Annotated in this window: 17 protein-coding genes; 15 read left to right on the top strand and 2 right to left on the bottom strand. The window is 29.0% G+C overall.

Features of this window, described 5'->3' with window-relative positions:
• Positions 1-468 precede the first annotated feature (468 nt).
• The 4 genes from HMPREF1984_RS11360 to HMPREF1984_RS11355 all read left to right on the top strand — a co-directional run bounded on the left by HMPREF1984_RS11360 (position 469) and on the right by HMPREF1984_RS11355 (position 2714).
• Complete coding sequence (locus HMPREF1984_RS11360; RefSeq protein WP_021767147.1) at positions 469-630, top strand: hypothetical protein; 162 nt, start codon at positions 469-471, stop codon at positions 628-630.
• Positions 631-826: 196 nt separating this feature from the next.
• Positions 827-1822 carry a hypothetical protein gene (locus HMPREF1984_RS06520; RefSeq protein WP_021767145.1) on the top strand — a complete coding sequence of 332 codons (996 nt, stop codon included), beginning with the start codon at positions 827-829 and terminating at the stop codon, positions 1820-1822.
• Complete coding sequence (locus HMPREF1984_RS06515; protein WP_021767144.1) at positions 1822-2568, top strand: hypothetical protein; 747 nt, start codon at positions 1822-1824, stop codon at positions 2566-2568. Before HMPREF1984_RS06520 ends, HMPREF1984_RS06515 begins: the two co-directional genes overlap by 1 nt.
• A 5-nt stretch (positions 2569-2573) precedes the next feature.
• Positions 2574-2714, top strand: coding sequence for a hypothetical protein (locus tag HMPREF1984_RS11355; protein WP_156894255.1), 141 nt, complete (start codon positions 2574-2576; stop codon positions 2712-2714).
• 278 nt (positions 2715-2992) lie between these two features.
• Here the strand turns inward: HMPREF1984_RS11355 and HMPREF1984_RS06510 are convergent, their stop codons facing one another.
• Both HMPREF1984_RS06510 and HMPREF1984_RS06505 read right to left on the bottom strand, forming a co-directional pair.
• The gene (locus HMPREF1984_RS06510) at positions 2993-6175 is read right to left on the bottom strand and encodes a glycoside hydrolase family 2 TIM barrel-domain containing protein (protein WP_021767142.1); all 3183 of its coding nucleotides are present in this window, start codon (positions 6173-6175) and stop codon (positions 2993-2995) included.
• Positions 6176-6405: 230 nt separating this feature from the next.
• On the bottom strand, positions 6406-8391 hold the full coding sequence (locus tag HMPREF1984_RS06505; RefSeq protein ID WP_021767141.1) for a translation factor GTPase family protein: 1986 nt from the start codon (positions 8389-8391) through the stop codon (positions 6406-6408).
• A 218-nt stretch (positions 8392-8609) separates the two neighbouring features.
• Here HMPREF1984_RS06505 and mreC point away from each other — a divergent pair, with 218 nt between their 5' ends.
• The 11 genes from mreC (at position 8610) to dinB (ending at position 17122) form a co-directional block, all read left to right on the top strand.
• A complete protein-coding gene (mreC, locus tag HMPREF1984_RS06500; protein ID WP_036100075.1) occupies positions 8610-9539 on the top strand; it encodes a rod shape-determining protein MreC in 930 nt (309 codons plus the stop codon).
• Positions 9540-9619: 80 nt separating this feature from the next.
• Positions 9620-10168, top strand: coding sequence for a hypothetical protein (locus tag HMPREF1984_RS06495; protein WP_021767139.1), 549 nt, complete (start codon positions 9620-9622; stop codon positions 10166-10168).
• A gap of 23 nt (positions 10169-10191) precedes the next feature.
• Positions 10192-10872, top strand: a complete 681-nt coding sequence (gene recO / locus HMPREF1984_RS06490) for a DNA repair protein RecO (protein WP_021767138.1) — start codon at positions 10192-10194, stop codon at positions 10870-10872.
• Positions 10872-11336, top strand: a complete 465-nt coding sequence (locus HMPREF1984_RS06485) for a PTS sugar transporter subunit IIA (protein ID WP_021767137.1) — start codon at positions 10872-10874, stop codon at positions 11334-11336. Before recO ends, HMPREF1984_RS06485 begins: the two co-directional genes overlap by 1 nt.
• A gap of 83 nt (positions 11337-11419) precedes the next feature.
• On the top strand, positions 11420-11875 hold the full coding sequence (gene nrdR / locus HMPREF1984_RS06480) for a transcriptional regulator NrdR (protein ID WP_021767136.1): 456 nt from the start codon (positions 11420-11422) through the stop codon (positions 11873-11875).
• 30 nt (positions 11876-11905) lie between these two features.
• Complete coding sequence (locus HMPREF1984_RS06475) at positions 11906-12178, top strand: septum formation initiator family protein (RefSeq protein ID WP_021767135.1); 273 nt, start codon at positions 11906-11908, stop codon at positions 12176-12178.
• A 14-nt stretch (positions 12179-12192) separates the two neighbouring features.
• Positions 12193-12732, top strand: a complete 540-nt coding sequence (locus tag HMPREF1984_RS06470) for a hypothetical protein (RefSeq protein ID WP_021767134.1) — start codon at positions 12193-12195, stop codon at positions 12730-12732.
• 27 nt (positions 12733-12759) lie between these two features.
• Complete coding sequence (locus HMPREF1984_RS06465) at positions 12760-14190, top strand: serine protease (RefSeq protein ID WP_036100072.1); 1431 nt, start codon at positions 12760-12762, stop codon at positions 14188-14190.
• A gap of 19 nt (positions 14191-14209) precedes the next feature.
• Entirely contained in the window at positions 14210-15373 is a 1164-nt protein-coding gene (locus HMPREF1984_RS06460; RefSeq protein WP_021767132.1) for an ABC transporter permease, read from the top strand.
• On the top strand, positions 15366-16052 hold the full coding sequence (locus tag HMPREF1984_RS06455) for an ABC transporter ATP-binding protein (protein WP_021767131.1): 687 nt from the start codon (positions 15366-15368) through the stop codon (positions 16050-16052). Before HMPREF1984_RS06460 ends, HMPREF1984_RS06455 begins: the two co-directional genes overlap by 8 nt.
• Positions 16052-17122 (top strand): DNA polymerase IV, encoded by a 1071-nt coding sequence (gene dinB / locus HMPREF1984_RS06450; protein WP_021767130.1) that lies wholly within the window; start codon positions 16052-16054, stop codon positions 17120-17122. Before HMPREF1984_RS06455 ends, dinB begins: the two co-directional genes overlap by 1 nt.
• The last annotated feature ends 5 nt before the right edge of the window (positions 17123-17127 follow it).

Raw genomic sequence — 17127 nt, 5'->3', positions numbered from 1 at the left:
AATTATAGTATGCAACAGATAAAAACTAGATTATGGAAGTTATTTAATTATCAAAAAACCAGAAATCCAGATTATTATGTTAAACCAAGAAGAGTTGAATTATTACCTGAAATAAAAAAATTATGGGAAAGTGGTAAATAAAAATGACAAAGGATGATAAAAATGGTATTAAAAGTGTAGTTTGCCTATTTATTTTATATAATATTTCAGAAATTTTTCGAGTAGATTATCTCGTTACTAAAAATAAAAATTATTTAATTTTATCTATTTTTTTCTTACTATTAATTGAAATATATTTTATAAGAAAAATTATTTATTATTTAAGAAAAAAACGATTAAAAATCAGATGGAGTTATTATTATATTATTGTTGTTTTAATAATAACTACAATTATATTTTATAGATTATTTTTTATTTTTTAATAATAATATAAAATACTTAAATGGAGTTGTAGAAAATCCGAATAAAATGTTAGGAATATTAGCTAAAGCTGTGGTTGAAAAAAGATTTGATAAAAATCTTATAAAAAAATTTGAAGAGTATAGGAAAATATCTGATTTAAGTTTAAAAAACTCTAAGAAATATCATGCACAAAAATTAAAAATTGAAACAGATATTTTAAAAAAATAAATAAAATAAAAGATAAATACGGAATAATAATAACGGAAAAAGAGTTAAAAGATTCTAAAAACACAATAATGAAAGTTATAGAATATGTGTCTTTAAAAAATATTATAATACAAGATTCAAATAAGATTGCAATGACAGCAGATGGAAATCACAAAGATTTAGAGATTTCTTTGCAAATAATCAAAAATTAACAAATATGCAATTAGTAATTGATGAAGATGATTTTGTTCACTATATTGATTCAAAAACAAAATCAGGACGATTGAATAATCTATTTGAAACAATAGGAGATGTGTCGTTTGTTAGTGGGAAAGATATACAAGTTGAGAAAGTTGCAGTAAAAATTGATAATCAAATCTATCAAAAAGAAATAGTGAAAATAAAGGATGATGCTAAACCTATATCAAAATTTAAGGATGAACAAATAATTAATAATCCTAAAGAGATGTTTATTGGTAATACTGAATACAAAACAGGAAATAATTCTATAAAAGAAATTATAGATAGTGATAAAACTATATTTTACGAACCTACGATAGGAAATGCACAAGCCAGAGCTTTAGATAATAATGCTTTTTATAATAATGGCAAAAAAGGAAGCGGAGCAGATACTCGAGTAGAAATGGATTTTAATTATACAGCATTATATAAGGTATACGGGTATACAGATAAAGATGGATTAATAAATATAGCAAGCGTCACACCATATGCTTCTTATCAAGTATATGCACATGAAGCATTGGGACATGGTGCACATAACCAAAAAGGAGAAAATACAGGTTCTAAAGAATTTTATCAAGCATACAGGGATCAAAACAAAGAAATTCATTTTCAAGGTGAATTAACAGGATTTCAGGTTTCTATTGAAAATTTAACACCAGAAAAAATATTTAATAATATTATAAGTGATTTAAAAAATCAAAAAATAACAGCAATAGATAAGAAAAATAATATTGTAACAATAAATCCAAAAATTTTAAATGAATTAAATAATAAAAATTCAGAATATTATAAATATTTATATAAAGAAATTGAAGAAAAATTTAGAGAAGCTAAACAAAATAATAATACAATAATAAACTTAAATCTTCCGTTTAGTACAAGAAAACTAGAAGAAAAAAACACAGTAAATCTTGAAAATGAAATTTTGAAAGATCAAGGAAAAAAGAACTTTTTGAGAGGAGTCTATTAATGAAGCATAAGGTTACAATCGACATATTATTATTTGTTTTTATATTTTTCAGTAATTTATATAGTTGTTTAGATTCAGAATTACATTATTTTGATGAATCACATTATTTTAATAAAACGAGAGCTTATAAGATAAACAGAAGATATAACGAAAATATAAAATTAATAAAAAGCACAGGGAGATTAGTTTTTTTTGAAGATAATAGGCATGATGAATTTCAAAAATTATTTGGTATAGAATCTTATAATTTTTATCCTGAAGAATTTATTTTTGATAATTTCAATATAATAATTAATGGGAGAAAAATTGATATATTTTTTAAAAATTCAAAAAAATTAGAAATCATTAAAAAAAAATTAGATATAATTAATAAAAAAATGTTTTTATCTAATTTTACAATAACTGATTCTTTCATAAATGATGGAAACAGTAATTTTGATAATCCAGAAAAAAAATCAGAAAATTCAGAGTATATTATATATATTTCTAATAATTTTAATCACTATATTAATTTAGAAAAACATGAAAAAAGAAAAACTAAAATTGAAAATATGAATTTAAAATCGGAAGTTGATAAAATTTCAAAGTTTGCAGAATATTTGGATATTGAAAAATTATCAGAAACTGAAATTAAAGTACAAATGAAAAATTATAAATTTGGAGATGGATATGATGTATATTTGTATTCATTAGATGAAGATATAATAAGATTAATAAGTTTGTTAGAAGAATTAAAAAAAGGATGATTATAATGCCATATAAAAATAAAAAAGTAAATTCAGAAAAATTTGTTCGTTATCATGAAATGCTTCATCATATTAATTCGCTTAAAAATGATCCACAAGATGATATTGATGAGAATAATTTTGAATTAGAAAATGAAAGCAAGTAATTGTTATAAATTTTCAAATAATCGTTGTTGTAAAAGACAGCGATTATTTTTTCTCTCATTTTCATATAATGCAAAAAAATTTTGATTATACCAAATTCGCCCATATTCCTCCTACAAGTCAAAATTTTCATTTAAGGTTTGTTTTACTAAAAATTGATTTTTTGAACTGTATGGATATTATAGAGCCTGTTTACATAAAAAAACTGCCTTCAAGCTGATCATATCTCTTCAAGGCAGTTTTCCTTTATCAATTATTATATACAGCAACAGCAATATTTCTATCTGGAAAAAACTGAAAATTTAAATGAAAATTCAAAATCCTTACAATAAAGTCTATATTTTTCAAGCACTTCTTCACCACAGCTGGCACTACCCAGTCCATACTGCTCCATGTCAATTTTCAGCTGAAGGAAATCAGATTTTTTCAAATCATAAGTATGTCCGGCATTTTCAATATTTTCAATAGTATATTCACTGATACTGAAGTCAAATTTTTCATCAAGTGTTTCAAAATACATTCTGATATTTCTTTCATCTTCAAGAGAAAAACTCTTTACATTATGTCTGTTTCCATTTTCCTGAGGAAAAATATAAGGAGTATGCATATCTTCGATTTTTCTTTCCCATAAATCAAATTTTACACTGCTGCATGAATCAATGTAAGATTCATGAGGTCCTAAACCGAGCCATTTAACATTTTTAAAACGTTTATCAATATTCATTACAACCCCAATTCTAGGCAATGTTTCAGGTGCATTTCCATAGAGTTTTCCTGAAATTTTTACTGAAATCATGCCATTTCTGTGTATTATATACATATAATCAGTTTTATATCCCCAGTCAAGCACAGGAGGGGCAATCTCAGATGAAACATTAATTACAGCATAATCATGATTTTTTTCTATAATTTCAAAACTTCTGATATTATGCTGAAGCAAATGAATATTTTTTTCCTTCCAATGTTCCAGAACTTTTTTAGCACCAAATTCTTCAAGACCAAGTATATCATTATCAATAGGAGCACGCCATAAATTTAGCATAGGACCGTCCTGAAATACATTTACTCCATCATAATAATAAGCTTTTATTTTTCCTGTATTTTTGTCAAATATCAGCTGTCTGTTGAAAAAATCTATTTTTACTTCGGTTTCAGTTTCAATCACATCAAATTTTTCAGAAGTCCTCTCAAAGAAGGCATTATCTGTTTTCTGAAGATTTTTACATTCCTTAAGGTTATTAGAAGGTGACGGAAGTTTTTCCTGATGAAAAGCCAGTTCTGTGCCTGCTTCCAAAAGTCCTATTTTTTTCTTCAGTTTCCATGAAAAAGTAATATAAAAATCATCATGATATTTTTCTCCTGCAGTTAGAAAAATGTCATTTTTTGTCATGTCTATTTTAACTGTCCCTTTTTCTGAAGAGTTTATTTTTATATTTTCAAGATAACCGCTCGTAACAGTTTTTCCTGCATTTTTAATTTCATAACTGCATATGAAATTATCAAGGCTGATAAAGTCATATCTGTTTTCAACTTCATATTCAGTTTTCTCATCATTTAGAGCTTGCATTTTTATTGGCTCAATAGCTTTCCTATATTCTAAAAGTGCAGGTGAAGGAACCCTGTCAGGATTTACAAGACCATCTATAACAAAGTTTCTGTCATTTGGAGTATCTCCAAAATCTCCTCCGTAAGCAAAATATTTTTCCCCATTTTCGGTTGTCTGAAGAATTCCATGGTCACACCATTCCCATACAAATCCTCCCTGCAGTCTTTTTTCACGATAAAACAGTTCCCATAATTCCTTTATTCCTCCAGGTCCATTTCCCATAGCATGAAGATTTTCACACATTATATGAGGTTTTTTAAGGAAATCAAGTTTTGCAACTTTTTCCATTGTCTCAATGGAAGTATACATTGTAGAGTGAACATCAGAACTTTCAGGATCTGCTTGAGGAACTCCTCCATTTGCTTCAAAAATTTCCCTTGTTTCCCCTTCATAGTGTACAAGTCTGCTGTCATCACGTTTTTTCATATAGTCAGCCATGGCGGCATGATTTTTTCCATAACCCGATTCATTTCCAAGAGACCACATAATAATAGAAGGATGATTTTTATCCCTTTCCACCATTCTTTCAGCCCTGTCTAAAAATGCAGGTTTCCATTCATCAAGATTGTTCAGGTAATTTCTTTTATTAATAATTTCAAATCCATGAGTTTCAAGGTCAACTTCATCTATTACATAAAATCCATATTCATCACACAAGTCGTAAAATCTAGGGTCATCAGGATAATGGGCAGTACGGATAGCATTAATATTATGCTCCTTCATCAGTTTCAAGTCTTTTATCATGTCTTCAATTCTTACACTTCTCCCATAGACAGGGTGTGATTCGTGGCGATTCACACCTTTTAGCATAATATATTTTCCATTGAAGAGCATTACACCATCTTTTATTTCAATTTTTTTAAATCCAATTTTTAATGGAATAACTTGAGATATTACCCCATTTTCCTTTAAAACAGCATAAAATTCATATAAATTTGGAGTTTCTGCAGACCATTTTAAAATATTTTCCAGTTCATAATGAAAATTGTATTTTTCAATGTCATGTTCAGCAGTGCTATGAATGCTGTCTAAAGAATATTCTTCTCTAACAAGAAAATCATTGGAATTTATATTTTTTAAAATAATTTCCAGAGAGAAAGAATTGCTGTTTTCTTTATTTTGACCAGTAATATTCACTTCCAAATCTAAAATTCCATTTTCGTATGTTTCATTAAGGGAAGTTTTTGCAAATACATCGTATATATGGCATTTAGGCTGAGAAGTTATATAGACATCCCTGAAAATACCATTTAACCACCACATATCCTGATCCTCAAGATATGAGTATACATTCCACTTATGAACAAGTACACAAAGTGTATTTTCTCCCTGAGTTATAAATTCGTTAATTTTAAATTCTGAAGGAATACGGCTTCCCTGGCTATAACCTGCATAAATTCCATTTATCCATACATGAAAGGCACTGTCAACTCCTTCAAATTTCAGATACTGGATATTATCTAAATCTTTATCTGACATGAAAAATTTTCTTCTATATGCCATACTTGGATTTAAATTTGGTATATGGGGAGAATTTACAGAAAACGGATACTGGACGTTTGTATACCATGGCTTGTCATATCCTTCCATTTGCCAGTTTGAAGGGACATATATTGTATCCCAGTTACTGTCATCAAATTCAGGCAGGAAAAAATTTTCAGGAAAATTGAGGGGATATTCATTGTACAGACATTTCCAGTTTCCATTAAGAAGTTTAAAACCATTGGAAAAATCTCTGTTGTAAGTTTCTGCTTTTTCCATTGAGTCATATCCAAAAAAAGTTGAACGTGGCTCTACTCTATCAATTCCCAAAATGCTTAAATTTTCTAAATTTTCTATCAGTTTCTTTATACTCATGATTTAGTCCTTTCAAATAAAAATTAGTCAATAATATAAAAACTATATTTAATTCATTTATTAAAATCCTACTCATATAAAATAGTCAGTTATCAAGAAAAATTAAAAAAGTTGATTTTTTTAAATTTATTTCCTATTTTAAATTGTAAAATCTTAAATAACTCATAAATATAGTTTTTGATATTAATTTTTAACGTCTTTTTAAAATGGGTATTTAATTATTTTTATTACTAATCTTTTTTATGTTCGTTAATTATTTTATTTGCAAGTTCATAAGGAACTTCTTCATATCTTGCAAGAGCCATGATAAAGTATCCTCTTCCTTGTGTCATTGCCTTCAGGTCGTTGGCATATTTAAATGTTTCAGACATAGGAGCTTCAGCCATTATTTTCTGTTTTGTACCTTTATGAGCTTCCATTCCTATTACTCTACCACGTTTCTTATTAATATCTCCCATAATATCTCCAACATATTCTTCAGGAATTATAATAGTAAGTTCCATAATAGGTTCAAGAAGAACAGGTTTTGCTTCCAGCATTCCTTTTTTAAATGCAAGGTTTGCAGCAACTTTAAATGACATTTCAGAAGAATCTACTTCATGGTAGGAACCGTCATAAAGTACAGCTTTTATATTTGTTACAGGGAATCCTGCAAGAACACCTTGTGCCAGAGATTCACGCAGCCCTTTTTCTACAGCCGGAATATATGATTTTGGAACACTTCCTCCTACTATAGTTTCTTCAAATGTAAAGTGTTCTTCTGAAGGAGAGAATTTAATTTTAACATCTCCGTATTGACCATGGCCACCAGATTGTTTCTTATATTTTCCCTGAACATCAGAAGTACTCTTAATTGTTTCCCTATAAGGAACTTTAAGATCTTCTATTTTAACTTCTACTCCAAATTTATTTTTAAGTTTATCAATAAGGGTAGTTGTATGAAGTTCTCCCTGCACTCCCAATACAGTTTGTCCAGTTTCCATATCTCTGTGCCATGTGAATGAAGGATCTTCTTCTGTAAGTTTTTGAAGTCCTGTGGATATTTTTTCATCGTCATTTTTATTTAATGGCTCAATTGCTACAAGCATCTGTGCCTTAGGGAAAGTTATATTAGGTACTGCAGCTTCTTTTTCACTGTTTGACAATGTATCAGAAGTCTGAGTCTGAAGAAGTTTAGTGAATATTACGATATCTCCGTATACAGCTTTAGGAAGCTCTTCCAGTTTATTTATAACCATAGTTGAAATTTTTCCAACTCTTCCTTTTATTCTTTTATTTATATTATATATGTCACTATCCGGTTTTAGTTCACCTGAAAGAATTTTTACATAAGAAACTTTTCCAAGGAATGAATCTATAACTGTTTTAAATACCTGACATACAAATTCCTTCTTGTCAGGATTTATTTTTTTATTGTCTTTTGGTGCAGGTAAATAATCTCTAACCATATCAAATGTAGTGTGAAGACCTATATTTTTAAATGTAGATCCGCAGATAACAGGAATTACATCACAGCTAAGAACACCTTTTCTAAGACCTCTATGAATTTCAGCAGTAGTAAATTCTTCTCCATTAAAGAATTTATCCATTAATTCTTCGCTTGTTTCTGCAACAGCTTCAAGCAGCATATCTCTGACAGGGCTTACTGCATCATTCATGTCTTCAGGTATGGAAGCATTATGACATTCTTTTCCGTCATATTCCCTTGCATACATGTCAACAACATTTATATGCCCTTTGAAGTCATCTCCTTTACCCCATGGAACATGGAATGGAGCTATTCTTTTACCATATTTTTCTCTTAACTGTGAAAGAATTTTTTCATAATCTGCCTTTTCACTGTCTATTTTGTTTACAAATATAAATCTTGGGATACTTCTGCTGTCTGCCAGTTCAAGTGAAGTTTCAGTTCCAACAGAAAGATCTGTAGTTCCATCAACTATGATAATAGCACCGTCTGCAGCGGCAAGACCTGATTCAAGTTCACCAAAAAAGTCAGAATATCCTGGAATATCAAGAAAATTAAATTTTAAAGACTGGTATTCCACAGTGTGTAAAGTAGTGTCACTACTTATTTTAACTGCATCATTAGGATTGGAAATTCTCGTAGTAAGTCCGGCAGTAAATTCCAGAGCTTCTGTCATATTACTTTTTCCCGCACCACTATGTCCTAAAATTGCTACGTTCCTAATACTGTCACTCTCGTAAATTCTCATAATATCTCCTCTCAAACTGGCAATTTAAACTACCAGTTTCACAAATATATTAAATTAACTAAAATTCCTATTATTATAATTATAACTCGATTTTTAATAAAGAAAAGACCTTAAAAAAAATAAAATAAAAAAAATGAATTAAAGAGGTTATACTTATTGACAAAAACATTAAAATAAAGTATTATTTAAAGATAACAGAATATGAAATGGAGGGCTATATGAAGTCAATAAAATTCAATAGGGAGCCTGGGAAAAAAAATAATGGTAGAAACATCTTTATTATAATAGTAATTTTAGCTTTGTTATTTGCCTTTAAAGACAGAATAACTGCTTCTTTCAGATATGTGGATGGAGTAACTCAGACAATCAATTTTAAACTAGTTAATGTAAAAAGTATGATTTATACACAAACTCTTAAGTTTAAGTCTAAGGTAAAGGACATAAGTTATACAAGTAATTATATAGAGAATAATAAAAAAAGGGATTTTGAACTTCAAAAAATCAAAGTGGAAAATATGGAACTTGTCAACTTGAAAAGGGAAAATGAAAAGTTGAGGGCAGAATTGGGAATGAGATCTAAAAATCCATCTGAGTATATAGCGGCAGATGTTGCATTAGTTGAAAATCTCAATTCTTCAGAAAGAATTTTTATCGATAAAGGTAAAAATCAGGGAATAGAAGTAAATCTTCCAGTCATGTATGATGGATTTTTAATTGGAAAAGTGGCTAAAGTTGGAGAAAATTATTCGGAAGTGACTTTACTTACAAGTAAGAATTCAAGACTTAGTGTAATTCTTAATGGAGTTAACATGCAGATTCTGAGAGGAAATGGAAATGGAACTTTCTCAATAATTAATTTTAATGAAGATATAAATGAAAAGGATACTTTTGATGTAGAAACTTCAGGAGTAAGCGACATATTTCCAAGAGGACTTAAGATCGGAACATTCTATATAAAAGAACTTAATGCATTTAAGCAGATTAAGGAAATGAGATTTAAGCCATCATATAATATTTATGACATTAAAAGTGTGCTTGTATATAAGTGGAGTAAAAATGACCTTGTAAATCAGGAAATACAGAAGCAGATTAATACCGAAATAGAAGAAGAATACAAAAAAAATAAAGGAACGACACAGATAAACTAAAGGTTGTTAACTTATTATATAAGGTGGTACAGTTGAAACTGTATTAATTAACTAAATTTAAAATATAAGAGGTGACAGAAATGTTAAGAAAATTAAGAAATATATCAATAACTAAAAGAGTATTATTTCTATTTTTATTAGTATCAGTTTTTTCTTTTTCAAAGGAATTCTGGGAAAAGAAAAGTTTTACTGTTAACGTGACAGAATCATTAAAAATAAATGGTTCTACTAAATCAAAAGGATATGTTATGACTTATGGGGGAGGTACTCTGAAGCTTCAGATAACTTCACCAAATGTAAATAAGGGAGAAGTTTATACATTTAAGCCAGGAAGCAAGACAATATATTATCCGTCATTAAAGCAGACTGTTACTCAGAAACTTCATCAGGATGAAGCAAATATACTTAGCGTATTTACAAAACTGAATAGTCTATCAAGCAAAAAGACACAGACAAAAAATGGAGATACTTTTACATTCTCCAATTCCAAACTTGTTTCCATAAAGAGCAGAGGTTATACAGTAAGTTTCAGTAATTACTCAACTTCTAACGGATATTCATATCCAAAGACAATAACTGTAAGAGATGGAAATTCACACGTTACTTATAGCCTGTCTAATTTTAGATAGAAATTTATCTGGCAGGAAAAAACATGGATATTTTAAAATCAAAATGTCTGATATTAAAAAAGAAAGATTTAAATGAAGCAGATTTACTGACAGTAGTTTTTAGTAAGGACTTTGGAAAAATTTCAGGAGTGGCATATGGAATAAGAAAATCCAAAAAGAGAAATCTTATTACGCTAAATCCTTTAAATATTACCGAAATAACCTTTCATAGAAAAAATGGCTACTATACAATAGTGGAAACGGAGCTTGTAAGGAATTTCGGTAATATTATGAAAAATATTGAAAAATTGGAAATTTCTTTGTACATCTTGGACAGTGTGAATAAAATCTATGATATAAATTACGAAAATGAAGATTTTTTTAATAAACTGGAAGAAATTTTTGATTTTATAAACAACTTGGAGAGCTTGAAAAAAGGATATAAGTACTATATAGTCCTAACTTTTCTGAGAAGAATTATGTTGGAACAGGGGATATATGATACTGACGAAATAAATAGGGAACTTGGTGTTGAATTTTCCCAATTGTACAGAGAAATTGCCATGATTCATAAGAATAATATAGGAAATATTGAAAAAACTCAGGAAGATATGGAAAAGTACTGTTATTCCTTAAGAAAAATAGTAGAAATTTTTGAAAATTACATAAATAGAAATTTACAGGTAAAAATAGAAATTAAAAAATTTATTGTGGAGGATTTATAATGAAGGGTAAAAAGATTGCAGATTACATTAATGTGGATACAATTAGTCTGGATTTAAAGTCAAAAAATAAAAATGCTGTTATTAAAGAACTTTATGAAGGTATAAAAAATAAAGAAGCTGTGAAAAATGAAGAATTAGGACTTAGTGATATTTATGCAAGAGAAGCAATAGGTTCAACAGGAATAGGTAAAGGTGTAGCTTTACCGCATGCTAAAACAAAGGCAGTAGATGAGCTTATAGTAACTTTTGGTGTTTCTAAAAATGGGATAGAATATGACTCCCTTGATGAAGAAAATGTAAAAATATTTTTTATGTTCCTATGTCCTGAAGAAAATACACAGGAATATTTGACAGTTTTAGCAAGAATTTCAAGATGGATTAAAGAGGATAAATTTAGGGAAAATCTTTTGAAAGCTAAAACGGCGGAAGAAGTAATTGAAATTATCAAAGCAGAAGAAAATTAGAAATACTGTTGTATTAAGTTGTTATATTAAGTTAATAATATATAAATTGTGAAATTAAAGTTATAAAGATAAAGGGGAAAATTATGAAATGTCCATTTTGCGGAAGTGAAAATACCAAAGTAATAGACAGCAGGGCATATTCTGATGGTAACTCCATAAAAAGACGTCGGGAATGTGAAGATTGTAAAAAAAGGTTTACTACACATGAAAAAGTTGTGGAGTTAACTTTGTATGTAATCAAGAAAGACGGTGTGAAACAATCTTATTCCAGGGAAAAAGTCCGTAAAGGAATTGCCCGTTCTTTGGTAAAAAGAAAAGTTGATTCTGAAAGAATTGAAGAGGCAATAGATAAAATCGAGAGGGAAATTCTCACAAATTATTCAGGTGAAATAAAATCGAGTGATTTAGGAAATATAATAATGTCATATCTTCTTGACCTTGATGAAATAGCCTATGTCAGATTTGCCTCTGTTTATAAAAAATTTGACAGTCTGGAAAGCTTTATAAAGGAAATTGAAAAAATAAGAAAAAAAAAATAACTTAATAATGTAAATTAAGGAGAAAAGTAAATGGGAAAGAAATTATTTGTTGTTTTTAATATTGGATTTGTGCTGTTGCTTGGAATAATGTTATATCAGGCTTTCAGGATATATCTTATGAAGGAAAGTATAAATACTGAAATAATAATGCTGGAAGAAAAAGTCAATGAATATGCTGAAAAAAAGAAGAATCTGCAAAGTAAAATTGATAATTTTAGCGAAGAAGAAAAAATAGAAAGAATAGCAAGAGACAGATTAAATATGAAAAAAGAGGGAGAGGTTGTTTATAAAGTTGTTGAGTAGAAAAATTTAAATTTATGAAATTTTTCTTTGACAAATTTATAAATGAAGAAAATATGTTTGACTTGTATGATTTAAAAAAACTTGAAGAAAATTTAAACACATTTAAAATAGAAGGCGAAAAGGAAATGTATATATTCAGAGGAAATAAAAGATATATTATTTCGTCATCTATTTTTTTTATAATTATATTGTTTATCGCCTTAAATTCCATTTATAAAATAGTTTCAGGAGCAGAAAAAGCGACACTTATTAAAATAATTCTGATTACAGTATTGCTGATTTATGTATTATTTGCATTTACTTCATTGATAAGATATAAGATTTTTATTAAGGGAAAGGAAATTATTTCAGGAAAATTGAAAATAAATATGGACAATATAAAATCAGCAACTGTGAAAATAGACAAAGTAAAAGGAAACAGATATGACAGATTTCTTGAAATTGTATCTTATGACAGCAGAATGATTAAATTCAGACTGAATATAGAAAATCAGCTGTTATTTCTAAAAATTATTCAAAATAATATAAAGGAAAGATTCAGTATAAAAAATTAGTAACTATACGAAGGGAAGTGAAAGAAGTTGAAAAAACTTTTAATAATAATTAACCTGCTTATGTGTATGACTATATTTTCAGAAGATATATCAGTAAAAAAAGCTCTTGTAAAAGTTTATACTTCTCACCAGCTTTTTGATTATCTTTCTCCGTGGCAGTATGGTCAAAGTGCAAATTCCACAGCTACGGGATTTATAATTGATGGAGAGAGGATTATAACGAATGCTCATGCAGTTTTAAATTCTAAATTTCTGCAGGTGAGAAAAGAAGGGGATTCAAAAAAATATAAGGCGGTTGTAAAATTTACTTCAGAAGAATATGACCTTGCTTTAGTTGAAATTGAAGATAAATCATTCTTTAAAGGGACTGTTCCGTTAAAATTAGGAACTTTACCTGAAATTCAGGAAAAACTGACTGTGTATGGATATCCTTTAGGAGGGGATAAATTAAGCACAACACAGGGAATTGTTTCAAGAATGGAGCACAATACATATACTCTGACCAATCGTAAATTTCTGATAGGTCAGACTGATGCGGCAATAAACAGTGGTAACAGCGGAGGACCTGTTGTAAGTAAGGGGAAAGTTGTAGGAGTTGCTTTTGCAGGATTAAATTCAGCAGATAACATAGGATATTTTATTCCTGTAAATATATTAAATAATTTTCTTGAAGATATAAAAGATGGTAAATATGACGGATCACCACTTTTAGGATTGGAGTGGTTAGAACTTGAAAGTCCTTCACATAGAAGAATGCTTGGAATAGAAGATAAAACAGGGGGAATTCTTATAAAGAAAGTATTTAAAAACTCACCATTTGAAGGAGTTCTTCAGAAAAATGATGTGTTAATGAAATTGGATAATTATCCTGTTGAATATGATGGAACAATAGAATTTAGAAAAAATGAGAAAACAGATTTCTCTTATGTAAATCAGCAGAAAAAGTACGGAGACAATTTAAGTTATGAAATTATAAGAGATAAAAAGACAAAAACTGGTCAGGTAAAATTAGAGAAAAAGGATATAAAATATACAGTTGTGACGGAAGTAACGATTGAAACACCACCTTCTTATATGGTATACGGAGGACTGCTATTTGAACCTCTTACAAGTAATTATATGGCAGGAGTAATTGAAAAATTAGGATCTGTATATGACAGGGAAGAACTGTATAAAGATTATAAAGAACTTGTTGTACTTGTGAGGGTATTGCCTTTTGATGTCAACTTGGGATACACGGATGCAGTAAATCAAATTATTGTAAAGGTGAATGGAGAAAAATATAAGGATTTTAAAGATTTTGCCCAGAAGGTAAAAAATGTGAAATCAGGATTTATTATTTTTGAAAATGATAACGGTGATGAAATAGTTCTGGATGTAAAAGAAGTGGAAGAACAGAAGGAAGCACTTATGCAAAACTATAATATATCATCAGATATGTCAGATGATATAAAATAAAAAGGAAGGAAATGAAGAAATGGTAGAATTTTTTATAGCTGTCAGACATATACTGGAAAGAAAATTTCAGAGTATATTTTCTATTTTGGGAGTAGCGATTGCAGTAACAGTATTTATTGTCTCATTAACAGTATCAAATGGACTTGAAAAAAATATGATAACTTCGTTGCTGACATTGAGTCCTCATATACAGATAAAGAGTACTAAGGGAAGTTTTTTTGATAATTATAATGATGTAATAGAAAAAACAAAAGGAATAAAAGATGTAAAGGCTGTCATTCCACAAATAAACAGCCAGTCAATTATAAAATTTGATAATTTTGCAAAGGGTGTACTGGCAAAGGGAATGGAAGCAGAAAATGTAAAAAATGATTTAAAGCTGAGAATAGTGAAGGGAAATAAAAATATCTCAGAATTAAATTCAATACTTATTGGTGAAGGGCTCTCAAAGGAAATGGATTTAAAAGTGGGAGATGTATTAAGCCTTGTTTCAGCAGAAAATAAAGAATTAAAACTTACTGTAAAAGGAATATTTAAAACAGGATTTCTAGACTATGATTCCAATCTGGTTATAATTCCTCTTAGAACAATGCAAATACTGGGAGAACAGGGGGAAGTGGCAACAGAAATAGGAATCATAACAGGAAATCCACAAAAAATAGAAGAAGTGGAAGCACAGGTTTATGAGAAACTTCAAAATGACAATTTCAGTGTTATAAGCTGGAAAACAATAAATCACAATCTTCTTAACGCAGTACAATTTGAGAAGTTTGTTTTAATTGCAATATTAAGTTTGCTTCTAATGATAGCATCTTTTGCAGTATCGGTTATTTTAAATATGATTGTAAGGGAAAAAATAAAGGATATAGGAATACTGAAATCAATAGGATATACAAATAGCCACATAAGAAATATATTTACAATAGAAGGACTTATAATAGGTGTTTCAGGAATGATACTGGCAAGTATATTGTCTCCTGTGATATTAATGATATTAAAAAAATTATTTAAAATATTTATGGGAAATTCCTATTATTATCTTGAGGAATTACCGTTATATATTTCTGTACGGGAACTTTCTATGATATACATAGTGGCATTTGCAGTTGTATTTATTTCCACAATTTATCCGGCGGCAAGGGCGGCAAAGATGAAACCGGTGGAGGCGTTAAAATATGAGTAATAAAGTAATTGAATTAAAAAATGTAAATAAAATATATAAAACAAAGGTTGAAGAAATTCACATACTGAAAAATGTAAATTTATCCTTTTCAAAGGGAAATTTTGTTTCAATACAGGGAAAATCAGGAAGTGGAAAGACAACATTGCTGAATATATTGGGACTTCTTGATGTTCCTACAAATGGAGATATGCTTATTGATGATAAATTAATAAACTATAAGGATGAAAAAATAAAAAATAAAATAAGAAATGAAAAAATGGGATTTGTTTTCCAGTTTCATTATCTTCTTAATGAGTTTACAGCATTGGAAAATGTCATGATGCCAGCTCTTATTAATAAAAAATTTAATAAAAAAGAGGTAAGGGAAAAGGCTATGGAACTTCTTGAACTTGTCGGATTAAGTGAAAGGGTGAAACATAAACCGCTTGAGCTATCAGGAGGGGAAAAACAGAGGGTTGCCATTGCAAGGTCAATGATAAATGATCCTGAAATAATACTGGCAGATGAACCCACAGGAAATCTGGATACAGAAACAAGTTTAGTTATAAATAATCTGTTTAAAAAAATCAATGAAGAGAAGAAACAGTCGATTATAATAGTTACTCACAGTCTTGAGCTTGCAAATCTGGCTGAATATAAGTACAAGATAGAAAAGGGTGAATTTAACAAGGTTTTATAATGAAAAAAATTTATATGCATTATGATATGGATGCCTTTTTTGCTTCTGTTGAGCAGAGGGAAAATCCTGAATTAAGAGGAATTCCAATTGCAGTAGGGCATGGAATTGTAACAACTGCAAGTTATGAGGCAAGGAAATTTGGAGTTAAATCTGCCATGCCGGTAGCTGCTGCAAAGAAACTTTGTCCTCATTTGAAACTTGTACCTGTAAGAAAAAACTATTATGGAAAAGTTGGAAGGGAAATACAGCAGCTTATTCTAAAAATAACAGATAAATGTGAATTTGCTTCAATAGATGAAGGATATATAGAAATTACTGAATTTGTAAAAAATAGGGATGAAAAATATATTGAAAGGTTTGTTGAAGGATTCAGGAAGCATATTTATAAAAATATAAGGCTGACTTGTTCTGTAGGAATTGGATTTAGTAAAGTCAGTGCAAAAATTGCAAGTGACATAAATAAACCGAACAGCTATTTTATTTTTCGGAACAGGGAGCATTTTCTCTCATATATAATGGATAAAAATCTTTCCATTATTCCGGGAATTGGTAAAAAAACAAGGGAACTGCTGGGATTATTCAACATAAGGACAGTATCTGAACTGTATAAGATAGAAAAAAAGGAACTTGTGAAAAAGTTTGGAAGCAACAGGGGAGAATACTTGTATAACGTAATTAGAGGCCAGCAGTTTTCTGAAATAGACAATAACAGAAAAAGGCAGTCTTATGCTCATGAAGTGACCTTCAACCAGTCTATGAATGATATTTTTGCTTTGGAGGAAGAGCTAAGGGAACAGTCGGAAAAACTGAGTTACAGACTTAAAGAATATGGAGAATTTGGAAAAACTGTGACATTGAAAATAAGATATGCCAATTTTCTTACTTACACAAGAGCAAAAACATTGAAAAATCCTACGAATAAAACAGAAGAAATATTAAATGCGGCAATGGAAAATTTCAGGAATTTAAAGAAAAAGGATGAAGTAAGGCTGATAGGAATTCAAGTCAGTTCAATAACAAAAAGTAATATTGTACAGCTTACCTTTAATGATATGGAAAAACATGACTGAAACTG

Origin of the sequence: Leptotrichia sp. oral taxon 215 str. W9775 (genome assembly GCF_000469505.1) — a bacterium.
Taxonomy (GTDB): Bacteria; Fusobacteriota; Fusobacteriia; order Fusobacteriales; family Leptotrichiaceae; genus Leptotrichia_A.
Note: the sequence above shows the minus strand (reverse complement) of the source record. Positions and strands in the feature narration are given on the sequence as shown.